Origin of the sequence: Rhodococcus sp. IEGM 1241, assembly GCF_033142365.1 — a bacterium.
Lineage (GTDB): Bacteria > Actinomycetota > Actinomycetes > Mycobacteriales > Mycobacteriaceae > Rhodococcus_F > Rhodococcus_F erythropolis.
Map to the genome: position 1 here is coordinate 525,495 of NZ_JAWLSE010000003.1, position 15,639 is coordinate 541,133.

The 15,639-nt window shown below is 62.5% G+C and carries 14 protein-coding genes; 9 read left to right on the forward strand and 5 right to left on the reverse strand.

The annotated features are described in order from the left end of the window. The first annotated feature begins 8 nt into the window (after window positions 1-8). Window positions 9-584, forward strand: coding sequence for a peptide deformylase (def, locus tag R4P70_RS17460; protein ID WP_242459941.1), 576 nt, complete (start codon window positions 9-11; stop codon window positions 582-584). Window positions 585-619: 35 nt separating this feature from the next. On the opposite strand, the gene iri is transcribed toward def, so the two are convergent. The 4 genes from iri to R4P70_RS17480 all read right to left on the reverse strand — a co-directional run bounded on the left by iri (window position 620) and on the right by R4P70_RS17480 (window position 5,576). Then, entirely contained in the window at window positions 620-2,047 is a 1,428-nt protein-coding gene (gene iri, locus R4P70_RS17465; RefSeq protein ID WP_317831035.1) for a rifampin monooxygenase Iri, read from the reverse strand. A 121-nt stretch (window positions 2,048-2,168) separates the two neighbouring features. After that, entirely contained in the window at window positions 2,169-3,554 is a 1,386-nt protein-coding gene (locus tag R4P70_RS17470; protein ID WP_019747677.1) for an MFS transporter, read from the reverse strand. 30 nt (window positions 3,555-3,584) lie between these two features. Further along, complete coding sequence (locus R4P70_RS17475) at window positions 3,585-4,733, reverse strand: Gfo/Idh/MocA family protein (RefSeq protein ID WP_046378299.1); 1,149 nt, start codon at window positions 4,731-4,733, stop codon at window positions 3,585-3,587. Between the two features lie 105 nt (window positions 4,734-4,838). Beyond that, a complete protein-coding gene (locus R4P70_RS17480; protein ID WP_003941006.1) occupies window positions 4,839-5,576 on the reverse strand; it encodes a GntR family transcriptional regulator in 738 nt (245 codons plus the stop codon). Between the two features lie 199 nt (window positions 5,577-5,775). Here R4P70_RS17480 and iolC point away from each other — a divergent pair, with 199 nt between their 5' ends. Genes iolC through R4P70_RS17520 form a run of 8 tightly spaced genes read left to right on the forward strand, consistent with a single transcriptional unit; the run spans window position 5,776 to window position 14,978 of the window. After that, window positions 5,776-6,780 carry a 5-dehydro-2-deoxygluconokinase gene (gene iolC, locus R4P70_RS17485; RefSeq protein WP_174531769.1) on the forward strand — a complete coding sequence of 335 codons (1,005 nt, stop codon included), beginning with the start codon at window positions 5,776-5,778 and terminating at the stop codon, window positions 6,778-6,780. Further along, window positions 6,773-7,672: a hypothetical protein gene (locus R4P70_RS17490; RefSeq protein ID WP_020907000.1), complete on the forward strand. Its 900-nt coding sequence runs from the start codon at window positions 6,773-6,775 to the stop codon at window positions 7,670-7,672. Before iolC ends, R4P70_RS17490 begins: the two co-directional genes overlap by 8 nt. A 21-nt stretch (window positions 7,673-7,693) precedes the next feature. Next, a complete protein-coding gene (gene iolB, locus R4P70_RS17495) occupies window positions 7,694-8,566 on the forward strand; it encodes a 5-deoxy-glucuronate isomerase (protein ID WP_317831036.1) in 873 nt (290 codons plus the stop codon). 14 nt (window positions 8,567-8,580) lie between these two features. Then, window positions 8,581-10,536: a 3D-(3,5/4)-trihydroxycyclohexane-1,2-dione acylhydrolase (decyclizing) gene (iolD, locus tag R4P70_RS17500; RefSeq protein WP_317831037.1), complete on the forward strand. Its 1,956-nt coding sequence runs from the start codon at window positions 8,581-8,583 to the stop codon at window positions 10,534-10,536. A 52-nt stretch (window positions 10,537-10,588) separates the two neighbouring features. Continuing rightward, a complete protein-coding gene (locus R4P70_RS17505) occupies window positions 10,589-11,494 on the forward strand; it encodes a sugar phosphate isomerase/epimerase family protein (protein WP_151530929.1) in 906 nt (301 codons plus the stop codon). A gap of 26 nt (window positions 11,495-11,520) precedes the next feature. Then, window positions 11,521-12,561, forward strand: coding sequence for a Gfo/Idh/MocA family oxidoreductase (locus tag R4P70_RS17510; RefSeq protein WP_317831038.1), 1,041 nt, complete (start codon window positions 11,521-11,523; stop codon window positions 12,559-12,561). Between the two features lie 2 nt (window positions 12,562-12,563). Then, complete coding sequence (locus R4P70_RS17515; RefSeq protein ID WP_317831039.1) at window positions 12,564-13,448, forward strand: sugar phosphate isomerase/epimerase; 885 nt, start codon at window positions 12,564-12,566, stop codon at window positions 13,446-13,448. Between the two features lie 24 nt (window positions 13,449-13,472). Further along, entirely contained in the window at window positions 13,473-14,978 is a 1,506-nt protein-coding gene (locus tag R4P70_RS17520; RefSeq protein WP_317831040.1) for a CoA-acylating methylmalonate-semialdehyde dehydrogenase, read from the forward strand. Window positions 14,979-15,040: 62 nt separating this feature from the next. Here the strand turns inward: R4P70_RS17520 and R4P70_RS17525 are convergent, their stop codons facing one another. Then, window positions 15,041-15,613: a dihydrofolate reductase family protein gene (locus tag R4P70_RS17525; RefSeq protein WP_019747666.1), complete on the reverse strand. Its 573-nt coding sequence runs from the start codon at window positions 15,611-15,613 to the stop codon at window positions 15,041-15,043. Between the last annotated feature and the right edge of the window lie 26 nt (window positions 15,614-15,639).

A 15,639-nucleotide genomic window follows, 5' to 3' on the forward strand; every position in this document is an offset into this window, starting at 1 on the left:
AGCGGAACATGAACCTCATGCCTGTCTCCGAACTTCTCCGCCTAGGTACCGCGCAACCGATCATTCGCTGGGGCACCCCTGTCCTTCATACGCCAGCTCGGCCAGTGGCTGAATTCGGCAGCGATCTCCAAGATCTGCTGGCAGACATGTTCGCTACCAACACCGCCGCAAACGGCGCAGGACTCGCAGCTCAACAGATCGGCGTCGACCTCGCGGTGTTCATCTACGACTGCACCGACGAGGTAGGGACGCAACGCACCGGCGTCGTCTGCAATCCGGTCGTTGACCTTCCTGAAGGAGTCGACCGGCAGCTAGTCGACTACTGCGAAGGCTGTCTGTCCCTACCCGGTGCCTACACAGACCTCGCGCGACCCGACTTCTCGACCTGTCGCGGAAACGATCAATACGGCAACCCGATCGAAATCACTGCAGGTGGCACCCTCGGGCGCTGCTTCCAACACGAGACCGACCACATCAACGGCATTGTCTTCGGCGACCGACTTCCAACGCGCAAACGCAAACAGCTCTATCGCGACCACGTCGAAGTATCGGATCAATACACAGCCCATTGGCCGGCGTGTTAAGCGGCCAGTCGGCTTAGAGGTGGAACCAGATAGCCCTACGCCGTTGGCCGGCCGAACCACGCGGACATCTGAGTATCCAACTCCGCCTGTGTATCTCCGACCCATGCCACATGACCGTCCGGCCGAAGCAGGACGGCCGGAGCTTCCAATTCAGTGCTTGTGTCGACGATATGGTCGGCGCGATCGCTCCAACCGTCGACGGACAGTTGGCCACCCTGGTCGAGCAGAAGTCCGCGGCCGGATCGCATCAGGTCGTACAGGTTGCCGCGCGTCAACGCGATGTTCCGCAGCCGCCGACCGAGTAGGTCGTCGCCTTCGCCGAAATCGTAGCGAATCGAGATCGCAGTGATCTTCTCGGTCAGATAGCGCTTGACGTCTTCGAATTCCATCAGCTCGGAGATCAAGCGCCGCACCGCTTGTGGTCCGGCAGCGGTGGAGATCAACTCGGCCTGGGCGCGCGTGTTGTCCAGCACGTCGGCAGCCACCGGACGCCGTTCCGATTCGTACGTGTCGAGCAGACCCTCCGGTGCCCAGCCGTTGATCTCGGCGGCGAGCTTCCAGCCGAGGTTGAAGGCGTCCTGCACACCGAGATTGAGACCTTGACCGCCCATCGGTGGGTGGATGTGTGCGGCGTCGCCGGCGAGAAACACCCGGTCGCGCCGGTAGTGCTCCGCCAGACGAGTGGCGTCGCCGAAGCGCGAGAGCCACCGCGGCGAGTGCACACCGAAGTCGGTACCGGCAATGGCCAGTAGCTGTTGTTTGATGTCGTCGAGGGTGGTCGGTGTTGCGCGACCGTCGGCAACTTCGGCCGCAGGGACCACGACACGAAAAGCACCGTTGCCGGCGGGACCGACTCCGAATCGTTTGTGCGTTTCCCGGATTTCGGCGACAACGGCGGCCAGTTCATCAGCCGGCATGGTCACGTCCATTTCGCCGATCAACGTGTCGGCGCTCGACGGCTCGCCGGGAAACCCGACGTCGATCAGCTTCCGAACAGTGCTGCGGCCGCCGTCGCAGCCCACGAGGTACCGCGCGTGAAGTGTTGTGCCGTCCGACAATTCCGCTGCGACGTTGTCGGCGTCTTGACGGATTGCGGCGACACGCTTCCCTCGCTGAATTTCCGCGCCGACTTCGGTGGCATGTTCGGCAAGAATCCTGTCGATCTCGGGCTGAGGTATTCCCAGTACGTACCCGTGCGCAGTATCAAGGTGCGCGGGTGCCGGCTTGCTGATCCCCGCGAAGAATCCACCGAGCGGATACTTGCGGCCGTGCGCGAGGAACTTGTCCAGCAACCCGCGCTGCTCCATGATTTCGATGCTGCGCACATGGATGCCGAGGGCACGGACGAACTGAGTCGGCTCCTCGTCCTTGTCCACGACGACGACATCGACGCCCTGTAGCCGGAGCTCACCTGCCAGCATCAATCCAGTTGGTCCAGCACCGACAATGATGACGTCACTCATGCGATCCCCTCCTTCGGGCAAGGCTTTTGCTTGCTCGCAGCAGACGAGTGTGCACCATCACCGGGGCCTTGCCGCAAGCCCCGGGTCCCGCGTTATGATGAAGGTGGCGGAAGACGCTTCATCATCGGCGCACCAACACCACAGCACCCGTATCGCGCGGGAGCCGCCAACTCTCGATCACCGTCGGCACCAGCATGGCCCCGAGAACACCCAGCGTCAGAGAAAACGGCACTCCGCCGCTCAGATCCTCCGACTCCGCCAACGGTGTGCAGAGCGTGATCACCAACGCGGACAGTGCAATACCCAGACCGGATGCCAACTCTTGCAGCGTTGCATGCAGAGTATTTGCATCGGTCAGCTCACCCGAGTCGACGTCGGCGAACGCCAAGCTGTTGTACGCGGTGAACCCGATGGATCGCAACGCGCCACTGACAAACAGTGCAACAGCGATAACGACGTCCGGTGTCGTCGACGAGATCAGTACCAGCGCACCGAAGCACACCACCGAGAGAACTCCGTTTCCCACCAGAACTCGTCTGATCCCGAATCTACGCATGAGCGGAGTGGTGAGCGGTTTGATCGCGATATTCCCCGCGAACAGAGCCATCACCAGCAGACCGGCCTTGAACGCCGACATTCCGAATCCCACTTGGAACAACAACGGCAGCACAAACGGCACGCCCATGATCACGAGCCGGTACAGCGAGCCGCTCGACGCGACGAGCCGAAACGATCGAAGTCGGAGGACGCCGAGCGCGATGAGCGGATGATCCGACCGGACGAGGTGAATGACGGCCAAGCTCAACAAGATCAGAGCCGCAATGATCCCGAGGCCCACTCGTAGCCAGTCGGTTCCGGCACTGTGCACGCTGTCGAGCGCCACGACAAGCACTGCGACGCCTGCTCCGATCACCACCAATCCCAGCCAGTCAAGGCTCGGTTTCTGCGTTTGCCGAATGTCGGGCACCATGCGCAATGCCAGCAGAAACCCGACGATCCCGATCGGAACGTTGATCAGAAAGATCCAGCGCCACGAAGCGATCGACACGATGGCTCCACCCACAGCGGGCGCAAGAACCGGCGCTGTGAGCGCCGGCCACGTCAAGTAAGCGATAGCCCGTACGAGTTCCGCCTTCGACGTCACCCGCAATACTGCGAGCCGCCCTACCGGCACCATCATGGCGCCGCCTACCCCTTGTAGTGCGCGCATTCCCACCAGCATCGGGAGGGACGTGCTCAGTGCACATCCCACCGACGCCACCGTGAAAACGGCTATGGCAGAGATGAAGACACGTCGCGTTCCGAACCTGTCGGCCATCCATCCGCTCGCCGGGATCAGGACGGCCAACACCAGGAGATACGAAGAAACGGCGACATTGACGTCGACGGCGTCAACTCCGAAGGATTGGGCGATCGACGGCAGTGCGGTTGCGAGAATCGTCGCATCGAGCATCTCCATGAACAGTGCTGCTGCCACCAGCAACGCCAGTCCGCGGGGAAATGTCACTGCACCAGAGCCTTTCGGAGCGATTCTCGATCAGCCGAGAGAAATCCAGCCACCGGAGGAGACCGAGGCAACCATCGCGTCCAGAGCCTGCGCCGACGCGACAGCATCAGCGATGGTCGCGCCCTGCGGCGCTCCGTCCACGATCGAGGAGACGAAATTGCGAGCCTCGATGACCTTCAGGTCGTCATAACCCATGGCGTTGGCCGCGCCGGGTTGGAAGCGGCCGAACTCTCCCGACTCGGGGCCGACCAAAACCGTCGTGACGGATTGGTCCTGATACTTCGAGCCGAGGCTGGTGCCCAGTTCACCCATCCGGCGGTAATCCCAGAACACGGCACCCTTCGTACCGTGAATCTCGAATCCGTAGTTGTTCTGCTCTCCCACGGCGACTCGGCACGCTTCGAGGGTGCAGCGGCCGCCCGAGCCGAGCCGCAGCAGTGCGCTGACGAAGTCTTCGTTCTCGACAGCTCCCATCTCCCCGCCGCTGGCTCGGGCATGTCCACTGGTAGCGGCGGACGGACGCGCACGCTCCGGGATGAAGATCGCAGTATCAGCAACGAGAGCGTCGACGTCACCGAGAAGATGACGAATCAGATCGATGCCGTGCGAAGCCAAGTCGCCCAGGACGCCGGCGCCGCCGCGCTCACGCTCGTATCGCCAACTCAAAGCGCCTTCAGGGTGGGCCGCATAGTCGCTGAGGAAACGAAACCTCGAGTGCGTGATCGTGCCCAACTCCCCTGAGTCGATCAGGCTCTTTGCCAGGGCTACAGCCGGCGCGTTTCGGTAGTTGAAGCCGACGGTCGACTGCACACCGGCCTTCGAGACCGCTGCGGCAACAGCTTTGGCGTCTTCCGTGGACAAGCCGACGGGCTTCTCGATCCAGATGTGTTTGCCGGCTTCTGCCATTGCGACGCCGATTTCACGGTGCAAGAAGTTCGGGGCCGTGATGCTCACCGCGTCGATGGCCGGATCGGCTGCGATATCGCGCCAGTCCTGGGTGAAAGCTTCGAAACCGAATTGGTCCGCCGCTTCCTCCCCTCGGCCCGGCACCTCGTCGGCGACGGCGGCCAGGCGGATCACGGGAAGCTGGGGATAGTGCTGCCGCAGACGCAGATACGCCTGCGTGTGTACGCGGCCCATCCATCCGAATCCGGCAACTGCTACTGAAATGCCTGTCATGAGGCTCCGTTCGGGTCAAATGATCGAAGGATCGCAAAATGCTGGGATCACAAATCACCCCCACTGACTCGGTCAGGCGGGTACTCGTGTCACCGGGATCGAGATCTAGCGGTCGACCACGGTGGTGTCGAAGTAGTAACGCGACGCTCGGTAGCAGTGGCTGCCGTACTCGACGGCACTACCTGAATCGTCAAATGCAGTGCGGCTCATGGTCAAGAGGGCAGCACCCACTTTCTCGTCGAGCAATCCTGCTTCTTCGCGAGTCGCCGCCCGAGCGCCGATTCGCTGCCGCGCCACACGGATGTGAACTCCGCGAGTTCGCAAGGTTTGGTACAGCCCTTGCGTCTCCAACTCCTCGGGATCGGGTGCGATGTCCACCGGAATGTAGTTGGTCATCACTGCCAGCGGTTCGCCGTTGGTGCTTCGCAGACGCCTGATGGTGGCCACTTCGGCGTCAGGTTCGAGGTTGAGTTCCGCGGCAACGTCCTCGGCGGGAACTCCCACCGTGAACTCGAGCAGCTTGGTCGTCGGCGCCTGGCCGGCCCTCGCAAGGTCGTCGAACAGGCTGGTGAGCTCGACCGGGCGGTGCACCGGACTTTGCACCACCTGAGTTCCGACTCCCCGCTTACGAACAAGTAGGCCCTTGTCCACCAGTTCCTGGATCGCACGTCGAGTGGTCGGACGTGAGAGATTGAGCCGTTTGGCCAACGCCAGTTCGTTCTCGAAGCGATCACCTGGGGCAAGTTCGCCACCGAGAATAGCGCCCTCGATTGCCTGGGCCAGCTGAAAATACAGCGGCACCGGGCTCGAGCGGTCCAACTCGACGGCGAGTGCTGCGACCACGGTCAACTCCGATCTGTCTTGGGAAGGCGCCGTATCGACGCTACTTCTCTCGGCAGTGTATGCGAACACTAACATTCACTTGACCGCAAGTCATAATGTCCAGACAAACTATTGACAATCGCTGTGTCGCGGCGCACAGTTTCAGTCATACAACGGTGCCCTGCGCGGGCAGCCCACCACGAACTCTCGGGAGTCAGTCTTGACAAGCATCAACACTCACCAGAGCGGGTCACACATCCCTGACGCACCATTCGACGTGCTTGCCATCGGCCGATCGGGGGTGGACATCTACCCACTTCAAACCGGTGTCGGACTCGAAGACGTCGAGACCTTCGGCAAGTTTCTCGGCGGCAGCGCAGCAAACGTCTCGGTGGCGGCTGCACGCCTCGGCCGGCGAGCAGCACTGATCTCCGGCGTAGGCAGCGATCCCTTCGGAAAGTTCGTCACACGCGAGTTGGCACGTCTGGGCGTCGACAACAGGTTTGTCGTCACCAATTCCGAGTACCCGACACCGGTGACGTTCTGCGAGATCTTCCCCCCTGACGACTTCCCGCTGTACTTCTACCGCAAGCCGCATGCGCCCGATCTTCGGATCACCCCGGACGATATCGACCTCGACGCCGTTCGAACAGCGTCCCTCTACTGGTCGACTGTGACAGGGCTGTCCGAAGAACCGAGTCGCAGTGCACACTTCGCTGCTTGGGAAGCCCGCGAACGACGCCCGCTGACGGTCCTCGATCTGGACTACCGCCCGATGTTCTGGTCGACACCCCAAGAAGCGACCACTCAGGTGCAGCGCGCTCTCGCGCACGTGACGGTAGCCGTCGGAAACCGCGAAGAGTGCGAGATCGCGGTCGGTGAGACCAATCCGAACAAGGCCGCTGACGCGCTTCTCGACCTCGGAGTCGAACTGGCGATCGTGAAGCAGGGCCCGAAGGGTGTTCTCGGCAAAACACGAAAGCAATCGATCACCGTGCCGCCCAATGCCGTCGACGTGGTCAACGGGCTGGGTGCTGGCGACAGCTTCGGCGGATCACTGTGCCACGGACTGTTGGCCGGGTGGCCACTGGAGAAGGTACTGCGCTATGCCAACGCGGCCGGTGCGATAGTCGCATCTCGGCTCGAATGCTCCACTGCGATGCCAACCGCTGAAGAAGTCCACGATCTCGCCGAAGCCACAGCCACGGAGGCAGTCAATGTCTGACAAGCTCGCCGCCCGCCCCCTCGCCACCACCTACGCCGACGTGACGGAACTGCGTGCGAGCGATCCGCAGATCATCGAAAAGGCCTGGGCAGCACGAACTCCTCGTGCCACCGTTCGAGGCAACGGACGACTGATGATCGTCGCTGCCGATCATCCAGCGCGTGGGGCATTGTCTGTCGGCGGCAAGCCGACAGCGATGAACAGTCGTACCGATCTGCTCGACAGATTACGCACGGCGCTCGACAATCCCGGAGTCGACGGCGTTCTCGGTACCGCGGACATTCTCGACGATCTGCTCCTCCTCGGGGCCCTCGAGGACAAGGTCGTCTTCTCGTCGATGAACCGCGGCGGCCTGGCGGGCGCGAGCTTCGAACTCGACGACCGCATGACCGGATATACCGCGGCGGGCACCGCGAAGTTCGGAATGAACGGCGGAAAGATGCTGCTGCGCATCGCCCTCGACGACGCGGGCACCCTGCCCACCATGACGGCATGTGCCGAGGCCGTTGACGAACTGGCCGCGGCCGGACTGATCGCGATGCTCGAGCCGTTCCTCTCCAGTCGCGTCAACGGCAAGGTGGTCAACGATCTCAGCCCCGACGCCGTCATCAAGTCCATCCACATCTCCCAAGGTCTCGGCTCCACCTCGGCGTATACGTGGATGAAACTGCCGGTCGTCGACGAGATGGAACGCGTCATGGATGCGACCACCCTCCCGACGCTGCTCCTGGGCGGCGATCCGCAGATCGCGCCGGAAGAAACGTACGCGAAGTGGGGCGCTGCCCTTCAGCTGCCGTCCGTGCGCGGACTGATCGTCGGGCGCGCGCTGCTCTACCCACCGGACGGCGACGTGACCGCGGCCGTCGACACCGCAGTCAAGCTCGTCCACTAGAACCGACCTGGCAGGAGCAAGATGTTCAGCAAGTACTACGTCCCCGCCGGATCGTCCGCCGACAGTGATTTCACGACAGTGGTCACGCCGGAGTCCGCGGGTTGGACCGAATCCAGCTTGTGGACACTCGAACTCGCCCCTGGCGCGAGCGTCCGCTTGCAGTCCGGCGAGAACGAGATAGTCGTCGTTCCACTGTCGGGTTCGGCCGTGATCGTTGCCGAGGGGACGGAGATCGCCCTGACCGGCCGCGCGTCGGTCTTCGACGGACCGAGCGACTTCGCCTACGTAGGACGCGATTCCGACTACACAGTGGCCAGCGCAGGTGGAGGCCGCTTCGCCCTGTGCGGAGCGCGCGCCGGAGCCAAGCTGCCCCATCGCTACGGCCCGGTGTCGGGAGTTGCCGTCGAACTCCGCGGTGCCGGTAACTGCAGCCGACAGGTTCACAACTTCGCCACCGCCGACACCTTCGAGGCCGACTCCATCATCGCGTGTGAAGTCATCACCCCCGGCGGGAACTGGTCGTCGTATCCCAGCCACAAGCACGACGAGAACAGCGACATCGAATCGGCCCTGGAAGAGATCTACTACTTCGAGATCGACCGAAGCCCCACCGGGACCGAAGGGTTCGGCTACCACCGCGTGTACGGAACCGCCGAGAGACCTATCGAGGTGCTCGAGGAAGTCCGCTCCGGCGACGTCGTCCTCGTGCCGCACGGCTATCACGGCCCGTCCATCGCAGCGCCGGGCCACCACATGTACTACCTCAATGTCATGGCAGGTTCGGGCGAGATCCGGGCGTGGAACATCTGTGACGATCCGCAACACACCTGGCTGCGTGGAAGCTGGGATCACCAGGACATCGACCCTCGACTGCCGTTGCAGTCCCACAACTGACGGAAGTGAAAGCTGTGGCACCCACCAACAACGCAACCGGCAATCGTCTACCTCGCGACGAGCCGACCGTACACCTCACCGTTTCTCAAGCTGTCGTCCGCTTCCTCGCCAACCAGTACACCGAACGCGACGGCCAGCGCACCAAGCTGTTCGCCGGCTGCTTCGGAATCTTCGGGCACGGCAACGTCGCCGGACTGGGGCAGGCACTCTTGCAGGCCGAGATCCAGGATCTCGATGCCGGCCGTGAGCCGACACTCCCCTACGTGCTCGGCCGCAATGAACAGGCGATGGTGCACTCGGCTGTCGCGCACGCCCGCATGAAGGACCGCCTGCAGACGTGGGCAGTCTCGTCCAGCGTCGGCCCCGGTGCCACCAATATGATCACCGGCGCGGCACTGGCCACCATCAACCGTCTACCTGTATTACTCCTTCCCGCAGACACTTTCGCGACCCGCGCCAGTGCCCCCGTCTTACAGGAACTCGAACTCCCGTCGAGCGGCGACGTCACAGTCAACGACGCTTTCAAGCCGGTCTCACGATACTTCGATCGGGTATGGCGCCCGGAGCAGTTGCCGAGCGCTCTGCTCGCCGGCATGCGCGTTCTCACTGATCCCGTCGAGACCGGCGCAGTCACCATCGCCATCCCGCAGGACGTGCAGGCCGAGGCTTTCGACTGGCCCGAGTCCTTCTTCGCCGAACGGGTGTGGCACGTGGCCCGCCCGCTCCCCGAGCGATCGGTGATCGAACGCGCCGCCGCGATCATCCGCTCGGCTCGCAAGCCACTGATTGTCGCCGGCGGCGGCGTGATCTACAGCCAGGCCACCGACTCTCTGGCAGCGTTCTGCGCGCAGACCGGAATCCCCGTGGGGCAGAGCCAGGCCGGCAAGGGTTCATTGGTCTACGACCATCCACAATCCGTCGGGGCGGTGGGGTCCACCGGCACTACGGCTGCAAACGCACTGGCCACCGAGGCGGACGTCGTCATCGGAATCGGCACGCGGTACAGCGATTTCACGAGCGCGTCCCGCACCGCATTCACCAATCCCGACGTTCGCTTCGTCAACATCAACGTCGCTTCACTGGACTCCGTGAAGCAGGGCGGAGTCAGTGTTGTCGCCGACGCACGTGAGGCACTCGACGCGCTGGCGATCGCACTGAACGACTACCGGGTGGACGACGAATACGCGTCCAGGATCGGTGAACTCGCTCGCGATTGGGATGCGATCGTCGAATCCGTCTACAACCCAGCCGAACCCGCTGCCGACGGGTCACTGAATCAGAATCAGGTGATCGGCCTGGTCAACACTCTGTCCGATCCACGTGACGTCGTCGTGTGCGCTGCCGGGTCCATGCCGGGTGACCTCCACAAGCTGTGGCGAACCCGTGATCCCAAGGGGTATCACGTCGAATACGGGTACTCGTGCATGGGATACGAAGTTGCCGGCGGTCTAGGCGTCCGCATGGCGTGCCCCGATCGCGACGTGTTCGTGATGGTCGGCGACGGTTCCTATCTGATGATGGCCACCGAATTGGTCACCGCCGTACAGGAACGCCTCAAGGTCATCGTCGTCCTGGTGCAGAATCACGGATTTGCCTCCATCGGTTCGCTATCCGAGTCGCTGGGTTCCCAGCGCTTCGGCACGCAGTACCGCTACCGCTCGAATGACGGACGTCTCGACGGAGGTGTTCTCCCGGTCGATCTGGCCGCGAACGCCGCCAGCCTCGGTGTCGACGTCATCCGCGCCAACACCGCCGCCGAGTTCGCCGACGCGATCAAAGTCGCCAAAGCAAGCGACACCAGCACGGTCATCCACGTCGAAACCGATCCGCTGATCGGCGCCCCGGACAGCGAATCATGGTGGGACGTACCGGTATCAGCTACTTCCGAACTGGAATCGACCAAGAACGCCCGGACAACCTACGAGTCCTGGAAGAAGATCCAGCGACCGTATCTACGTCCATCCGAATGAAAATTCCGCACAGCCACACCCCAAAAAGACTGCCCGCGAAAGGAATCTAGACATGAGCGCGATTCGCGTCGGATCAGCCCCCGACTCCTGGGGTGTGTGGTTTCCGGACGACCCTCAGCAGACCCCGTACACGCGATTCCTCGACGAGGTGTCCGCGTCGGGATACGAATGGATCGAACTCGGTCCGTTCGGATACCTTCCGACCGATCCAGCCAAGCTGACTGACGAACTCGGAGCACGCGGCCTCAAGCTTTCGGCCGGTACCGTTTTCGAACACCTGCACCAGGACGATTCCTGGGATGCCGTCTGGAATCAGATCAAGGACGTCGCCAAGTTGACCGCAGCCGTCGGCGGCAAGCACGTAGTGGTCATACCCGAGATGTGGCGCGATCCTTCCACCGGAGCGGTACTCGAGGATCGCAATCTGACTCCCGAGCAGTGGCGCAAGAAAACCGACGGCATGAACGCTCTCGGCAAGGCGATGCTCGAGGAGTACGGCGTCATGGCGCAGTACCACCCTCATGCGGACAGCCACGTCGACATCGAGCACAACGTCTACAAGTTCCTCGAAGGTACAGACGAGCGTTTCGTGAACCTGTGCCTCGATACCGGCCACATCAGCTACTGCGGCGGCGACAACCTGGCCATCATCAACAAGCATCCGGAGCGCATCGGGTACCTGCACCTCAAGCAGGTGGATCCGGCGATCGTCGCCAAGGTGGAGGCGGAGGACCTGCCGTTCGGCGAAGCCGTCAAACTCGGCGCGATGATCGAACCACCGCGCGGAATCCCGGACATGCCGCCGCTTCTGGAGGCCATCGAGAAGCTCGGCATCGACGTGTTCGCGATCGTCGAGCAGGACATGTATCCCTGCCATCCCGACACACCGCTGCCCATCGCAGCGCGCACTCAGAAGTACCTGTCCACCTGTGGCGTCCCCGCCGTCCGTTTCAGCTGAGCAACACAATCGAGGAGTACCACCGCATGTCTGACAACCAGGATCTCCGGATCGCAGTGCTCGGCGTCGGCATCATGGGGGCCGATCACGTCGACCGCATCACCAACAAAATCGGCGGTGCCCGAGTCACTGTCGTCAACGACTACTCTCTTGCCCGCGCCGAGGAAATCGCAGCATTGACGCCGGGGTCACGCGTCGTCGTCGATCCGTTCGATGCCATCGCAGCCGAGGACGTCGACGCCGTTGTGCTCGCAACCCCGGGCCCGACCCATGAGAAGCAGGTACTTGCCTGCCTCGAAGCAGGCAAGCCGGTTCTCTGCGAGAAGCCGCTGACCACCGACGCGGGCAGTTCGCTGGCGATCGTCAAAGCCGAAGCAGCGCTGGGAAAGAAACTGATCCAGGTCGGTTTCATGCGCCGGTTCGACCACGAATACACCCAGCTCAAGGATTTGATCGACAGCGGCGATCTCGGTCGCCCTCTCGTTGTTCACTGCGCGCACCGCAATCCTGCGGTTCCGAACGGCTTCGACAGCGCGATGATCGTCAAGGACTCACTCGTCCACGAGGTCGACGTGACGCGATTCCTGCTCGACGAAGAGATCACCTCGGTGCAGATAATTCGGCCGTCTGCGAATTCGCTTGCTCCCGAGGGCATTCAAGACCCACAGATCGCTATATTCGAGACCGAGTCCGGTAGACACGTCGACGCCGAGGTGTTTGTCACCACCGGAGTTGCCTACGAAGTGCGCACCGAAGTTGTCGGCGAACTCGGAAGCGCGATGATCGGACTCGACGTGGGACTGATCCGAAAGACCAAGCCCGGCAACTGGGGTGGGCAGATCACCCCAGGATTCCGCGAACGCTTCGGGCAGGCATACGACACCGAGTTCGCCCGGTGGATCAAGGCAGTGAAGACGGGCGCCGGCACCGGCAACTACATCGACGGACCTGGTGCCTGGGACGGGTACGCCGCGGCCGCTGTCTGCGCCGCTGGCGTGAAGTCTCTGGAGACGGGTCAGCGCGTCGTCGTGGACATGGTTGCGCGCGACTCTGTGGCCGGGGCGTAGCGATGAAGGTCGCTCTCGATCCCACTCCGTTCCATCACGATTACTCGCTGCTGGAGCTTCCCCGAGTTGTTGCCGATCTCGGGTACGAGTACCTGCAGCTCACACCGCACGTCGACATGATCCCGTTCTTCAATCACCCGAAAGCCGACGACGCGCTCGTCGCCGAGTTCCGGAAGGCCTGCGCGAGTGCGGGAGTCGACATCGCGTCGGTGCTCCCGGTCCTTCGGTGGTCCGGCCCGGACGAGGACGCTCGCGAAGCAGCAGTGCGTTACTGGAAGCGGGCCATCCAGATCACGGTCGATCTCGGTGTCAACGTCATGAACACCGAATTCTCCGGCCGCCCCGAGAAAGCCGAAGAGTCCGAGCGTGCGTTCTATCGTTCGATGGAGGAACTGCTTCCGATCATCGAACGCGAGGGGATCGACGTCCTGATCGACCCGCACCCGGACGATTTTGTCGAAGACGGACTTGCCGCGATCCGCACGATCCGTGGCGTGAACTCCAAGAACCTCGGCATGGTGATCGTGGCGTGCCACCAATTCCACATGGGTGGGGACCTTCCCGCCATCATGGAGGCCGCCGGCGACATGGTCCGTCTCGTACATGTGGCAGACACCATGGATCATCACCGTTCCCACGGACTTCGCTACATCACCAATCCGCCAGGCAATGCCGTTCGCGTGCATCAACACCTCAAAATCGGGGACGGAGACGTCAACTGGGACGAATTCTTCGGCGGCCTCGGCAAACTCGGCTTCTACGATCGTGACAACACCGTGATGGTGTCGAGCGTCTTCGCCGAGAACGAAAACGCACACGAGGTTTCCCGGTACCAGCGCGAGACGATGAACGACTATGTCGCCAAGTACACCTCCCCGAACTCCTGAGCCACCAGACCACTAGGAAATACCATGACCAGCACTGATACTCGTGTCATCGCACACTGGTTGGACGGCAAGTCGTTCGCCGGAACATCCGAGAACACCGCCCCCGTCACCAACCCCGCCACCGGACAGATCACCGGCCGACTAGCCCTGGCGAACCTCGAGGATGCCCGCACCGTCATCGACGCTGCTGCGGCGGCCTTCCCCGCCTGGCGTGACACCTCCCTGGCCCGGCGCACACAGATACTGTTCAGCTTCCGCGAACTCCTCAACGCTCGCAAAGGTGAACTCGCCGAGATCATCACAGCCGAGCACGGCAAGGTTCTCTCCGACGCCCTCGGCGAAATCAGCCGCGGACAAGAAGTAGTCGAATTCGCCTGCGGAATACCGCATCTCCTCAAGGGCGGATACACCGAGAATGCATCGACCAAGGTCGACGTCTACTCCATCCGCCAACCCCTCGGCCCCGTAGGCATCATCTCCCCCTTCAACTTTCCCGCGATGGTCCCGATGTGGTTCTTCCCGGTCGCCATCGCCGCCGGGAACACCGTGATTCTCAAACCCTCGGAGAAGGACCCCACCGCGGCGATCTGGCTCGCCGAACTCTGGGCCGAAGCCGGTCTGCCCCCCGGCGTCTTCAACGTACTCCAAGGTGACAAGCTCGCCGTCGATGAACTTCTGGAAAACAAAGCAGTCAAATCGATTTCGTTTGTCGGATCCACCCCCATCGCCCAGTACGTCTATGCCACCGGCACCGCCAACGGCAAACGCGTGCAAGCACTCGGCGGCGCCAAGAACCACGCCATCGTTCTGCCGGACGCCGACCTCGACCTCGCCGCCGACGCAATGGTCAACGCGGGATTCGGCTCCGCGGGCGAACGATGCATGGCGATCTCCGCCCTGGTCGCAGTCGGCAACATCGCCGACGAACTGGTCGCCAAGATCGTCGAGCGCACCACTCCCCTCGTCACCGGTGACGGCACCAAGAACTCCGACATGGGTCCGCTCGTCACCAAGGCCCACCGCGACAAGGTCGCCTCATACGTCGATGCAGGCGAGAAGGACGGCGCCACCATCGTGGTCGACGGACGTACAGTCCAGGCCGATGGTGGACCGGACGGCTTCTGGCTTGGACCCACCCTCATCGACCACGTCACCACCGACATGTCGATCTACACCGACGAAATCTTCGGGCCTGTTCTCTCCGTCGTGCGCGTCGATACCTACGACCAAGCCCTCGAACTGATCAACAACAACCCGTACGGAAACGGCACCGCCATCTTCACCAACGACGGCGGCGCTGCCCGACGCTTCCAGAACGAGGTGGAGGTCGGCATGATCGGCATCAACGTCCCCATCCCGGTTCCCATGGCCTACTACAGCTTCGGCGGCTGGAAGAACAGCCTCTTCGGTGACACCCACGCTCACGGGACAGAAGGTGTTCATTTCTTCACGCGAGGTAAAGCCGTCACCAGTCGCTGGCTCGACCCCAGCCACGGCGGCATCAACCTCGGCTTCCCCGAGAACAGTTAGCCGGCAAAACATCTGTGACCGAAACTCTCGAAGAGGCTCGGCCACAGATGTTTTCGAGAGGTCTACGCGACCGTGGGGTGGTACGTCAGCACCTGAACTCCGGATTCGTACCGACGATCGTCCTTCAACTCGAGGTCGATCTTGTCGGCCGATTCGGGGAACACTCTCCCGCCGGACCCGAGAATGACCGGGAAGACCATCAGTCGCAGCTCGTCGACCAGACCGGCCAGCAACAACGCGTGGACGAGCGTCCGACTTCCCGCGACCAGGATTTCGCCGTCGATCTGTTCCTTCAACTTCGGAACGGATTCCTCGATGGGACCGTCGAGCGCCGTCGAGTTGTTCCATTCGAGCGGCTCCGTCGAACTCGTGACGACGTACTTGGGCATCTCGTTCATCTTGTCCGCAAAGCCTTGGTCGTCCTCGCGCTCAGGCCAGGCACCGGCGAAGCTCTCGTAGGTCCGTCGACCGAGTAGAAGCACGTCCGCGGCGAGGGTTTCGTCGAGTTTGAACTTCATCTGATCGCCCTCCTGGTACGGAAAGACCCATCCAGTGTGCGCATAGCCCGGTTCGCCACCGGGCGCTTCCATGACCATGTCCAAAGACACGAATTCTGTCACCACGATCTTGCCCATACCGATCCCCTGTCGTCAGTGCGTGT

Coding starts and splice junctions, on each gene's coding strand:
- iolB (WP_317831036.1), top strand. CDS start 7,694: ATGTTCAGCAAGTACTACGTCCCCGCCGGATCGTCCGCCGACAGTGAT.
- R4P70_RS17515 (WP_317831039.1), top strand. CDS start 12,564: ATGAAGGTCGCTCTCGATCCCACTCCGTTCCATCACGATTACTCGCTG.
- R4P70_RS17520 (WP_317831040.1), top strand. CDS start 13,473: ATGACCAGCACTGATACTCGTGTCATCGCACACTGGTTGGACGGCAAG.
- iri (WP_317831035.1), bottom strand. CDS start 2,047: ATGAGTGACGTCATCATTGTCGGTGCTGGACCAACTGGATTGATGCTG.
- R4P70_RS17525 (WP_019747666.1), bottom strand. CDS start 15,613: ATGGGCAAGATCGTGGTGACAGAATTCGTGTCTTTGGACATGGTCATG.
- R4P70_RS17490 (WP_020907000.1), top strand. CDS start 6,773: ATGTCTGACAAGCTCGCCGCCCGCCCCCTCGCCACCACCTACGCCGAC.
- def (WP_242459941.1), top strand. CDS start 9: ATGAACCTCATGCCTGTCTCCGAACTTCTCCGCCTAGGTACCGCGCAA.
- R4P70_RS17475 (WP_046378299.1), bottom strand. CDS start 4,733: ATGACAGGCATTTCAGTAGCAGTTGCCGGATTCGGATGGATGGGCCGC.
- R4P70_RS17510 (WP_317831038.1), top strand. CDS start 11,521: ATGTCTGACAACCAGGATCTCCGGATCGCAGTGCTCGGCGTCGGCATC.
- R4P70_RS17505 (WP_151530929.1), top strand. CDS start 10,589: ATGAGCGCGATTCGCGTCGGATCAGCCCCCGACTCCTGGGGTGTGTGG.